This is a genomic window from Kitasatospora sp. NE20-6 (assembly GCF_045862635.1).
Map to the genome: position 1 here is coordinate 1 of NZ_BPRL01000143.1, position 3,438 is coordinate 3,438.

The 3,438-nt window shown below is 69.0% G+C and carries 1 protein-coding gene; it reads right to left on the minus strand.

Annotated features, from left to right (window positions below):
• Positions 1–3,438, minus strand: a 3,438-nt coding sequence (locus SNE206_RS39795; protein ID WP_407918476.1) for a hypothetical protein, incomplete at both ends; no start/stop codon positions are given.

Genomic DNA, 3,438 nt, shown 5'->3' on the forward strand with positions numbered 1-3,438 from the left:
CCCACCACCGGAAACCCGAACGCCGCCCGCAACTGCACCGCACCGTCATCCGCAAAACCCCCCACACCCTTCACCGGCACAAAGAAACCCGACGGAGTCGGCAACGGCTCCACCACCGCACCCGACTCCAACGACTCCAACGCAGCCTGGAACGACAGCGGCTCGCCCAGCCACCGCTCCGCCCTGCGGCGGAAGCCCTCCAGCCCGGCGGCCTCCCCGATCCCGCCCACGGACGCCACGGCCTCCGTGCGACGTGCCCCGAGCCGCGCGACCACCTCCACGACCCCGTCCCGGATCTCCTGACCACCACCCACCCGCGGACTCTTCACCCGGGCCCGGACGTCCTCCTCGCGCAGACGCTCCCGCAGCGCCACCCGGGCCACCGCATCCAGCGCAACCGGCTGCCCCAACACCTCCGGCGAGGCCAACCGCGCCGCCAGCACCCCCAACCGCTCCTCGAAGCCCGCCGGCACCTCCACCGACAACAACCGCACGAACGCCGACCGCATCACCCCGGGCGAAACACGGAACGCCTCCAGCCCCGCATGCTCCAACGCACCCAACCACCGACCGAACCGCCGAACCGCCTCCACACCGTCGCGGTCCGCGACGGAGCTGCGATAGCCGATCTCCTCACGCACCGCCATCACCGCCACGAAGCGCGGCAGCATGTCGATCCCGCCGTACTCCGCATTGAACGCGAGCTGGGACAGCAGCCCCGGTCCCTGCGCGTGGTAGGCGCCCAGTGCGTCCTGGGCCGGCTCGGCGGGCTCGGCCTTCAGCATCACCATGGTGGCGGCGAGCCCGTCCAGCGACTCCATGAACAGCTCTTCGGGAACGAGCGTCCTGCCGAGGGACTCGAGATGGTGGTGGACGGAGGAGAGCTCGATGAAGCCGTCGAGCTGTCGGCGGTCCGCCTGGGTCAGCACCGCGGACAGGTCGGGGATCTCTGCCAACTGCTCCCGCAGCGTGTCGCGAGGCACCATTCCGCCCGCACTGGCCTGGACCCCGGAGACCGTCAAGGCCACGACCCGCGTCACCAGGACGCCGAGGAACGCTGTGACCTCGCCCGCCCCCAACCAGGTCTCGAGCTGCTGGGTGGTTATCTGTCGGTACCCGGACTCTCTCCACTCGCGGTCGCTGTCCGCCAGTTTCATGGCGCTGCCGAACCGGTCGTACAACAGGCCTGTGCCGGCCAGGACGTCCTTGATGATGCTTCCGAGATCCTCCAGGAGCCGCCGGGTGTCGATGTGCCGCGCACCGCCCGGAGATTTCCCGGTCCGGTTGAATTCCAGGAGTGCCTCGGTCGCCCGCTCGATGAGGCTCGGATCGAGCGGACGGTCGGCGAGCATCGCCAACGTGGCGGCCCTCAGGATCAGCCCGCTGTCCGTCTGGCGGACCACCAATCGCGCAACCTGGAGGGACGCAGCGTCGTAGTCGCTGGCGGCCATCTTCCCGTCCAGGACCAGCGGGACCATGGTCGCCAACTCGTCCAACGCCCGGGAAACCTGCACCTGCTCCTGCTCCGACAGCACGTCCGGCACCTGGGGCGGCCGGGCCGACGTGAACACGGGAATATCGGCGGGGTAGTACACGGTCCCGGCGGTCAGCTTCTGCAATGCGGTGCGGACACCGCGCACGTTACCCCCGAAGTCCGGTCGAGGCGGCGGGGTCTGCTTCTCGGCCAGCTCCACCAGCGCGTCCAGCACCCTACCCGCGTACCGGACCGGCGGCGGGCTGTCGGTTCCCTGCGTGTTCTTCCAGCTGCGAACCTGCCGACCGATCTCCTCCACGATCCCGTCCCGCCACTTCTTGGCATCGGACGGCCGCTCCGGCCCGCGAACAACTCGCAGGTGGAGGTCGAACAGGACCGCCGTCTGGCGGCCCAGGTCGGGCATGCGGTAGTCGCCGGCGAGCCTTTCGAAGACCTGTCCTTGCTTCACCTCGTCGCGTGCGATGGCCTCGTCCACGAATCCGAAGTGCACGACCTCCGCCCATGTGGTGGCCATCGTCTCCAGACGGGCGATCAACTCGGCGCTGCGGGTGTCCTCCGTGGCGTTGGCCAGCTGCACCTTCCGGAGCGCGCTGTCGAGCAGGTTGGCCTGAACCCCACGGGCCAGCTTTCGTACCTTCGTCCGGAGGGTCGAGACGAACGCGGCGGGGTCGGCCGCCAGGTGGCGCATTCGCTCGGTCTGGGCGAGCAGCAGCATGATCCGGGTGGGGGAGACCAGCCCCATGAAGATCCGGTCCCGGGTTGCCGACTCGGTCAGCCGCTTCACCTCTCTGCTGACGAGGTCGCCACTCACGAAGGCGATCTCCTTCTCCAGCAGCGCCCACATGACGTCCTGCTCGCCGGCGTCGAGCAGGATGCGCGTCATCGTCACTCCCGCGTCCGCCGACCCCTCCATCTCCTTCCGTAGGTCTGCCAGCGTGGCGAAGTAGTTGTTCACATCGCTGCCCCTGAGAGCGACACGGACGCCCATGGACCCCCGGATGTTCCGACGTATCGACCGGATCATCCCGGCGTACGAGCACTGCGGGCCTCCCTGCAGGACCAGGAGACCGAGCTCCAGCTCCTCAAGGTCCGTGACGACGGCCTGCCAGGTGGATCCGAAGACCTGCTCCGGGTCGGCAGGGTGGTCCACGAGCGCCGCGACCGTCCGTACCGCCTCGAACCCCTCCTTCGCCTGGGCCGTGAGCTTCGGGGAGCCGGCCTCCAGTACCTGGGCGTCCACCTGCTTGGTCATGACCTTCATCAGGCCTACGAATACGACGGCCTGCTTGTAGGGCATGTAGCCGAGCTCGCGGGCCAGCCAGACCTCCTTCCGGGCCTTCAGCAGAGAAGTGTCGAACACCAGGCCGGGCAGTTGCTTCTCCAAAGACGGGAAGAGGATGCCGAGCTGCTCCAGGCCGAGCATGAAGGCATCAATCCGCTTCCGGATCTCCTGTGCCCAGGTGGTGTAGTGGTCGTCGGTGTCGGAGGCACGGCGCTGGGCCGGGTTCTTGCCCTGGGCGTCGTCGATCCGCTTCTGCTCCGCGGTCAGGTACTCCAGCCGCTCGTCCGCCGCTGCGACCGCCGTCGTGGCGTCCTGCGAACCGATCGCGTACCGGATGTCGCTCAACCACATCCGCTGCTCGGTCTCGTGCCGGGCCCTCAGCACCAGCTGGGCCAGGCTCGCCTGGAGCTTGGCACCCGTCAGCTCGCCGGCTTTCAGCAGCTCGATCCCGCTGTTCGCCAGGACCTGGAGGTGCTGGTCGTACACGCCACGCGGCACGGCCGCCCGCTGCCGAGCCACCGTCACACCGCTGTGCAGCACGGCCAGCCACTGGCTGAACGTCGCCGGCCACGGTTCCTCGTCCGCCCAGTCGTCACCCAGCTCCCGCACCGCGGCCAGCACCCGCAGCAACTCGCCCGCGTGCCCCCGGAAGTCCTCCTCC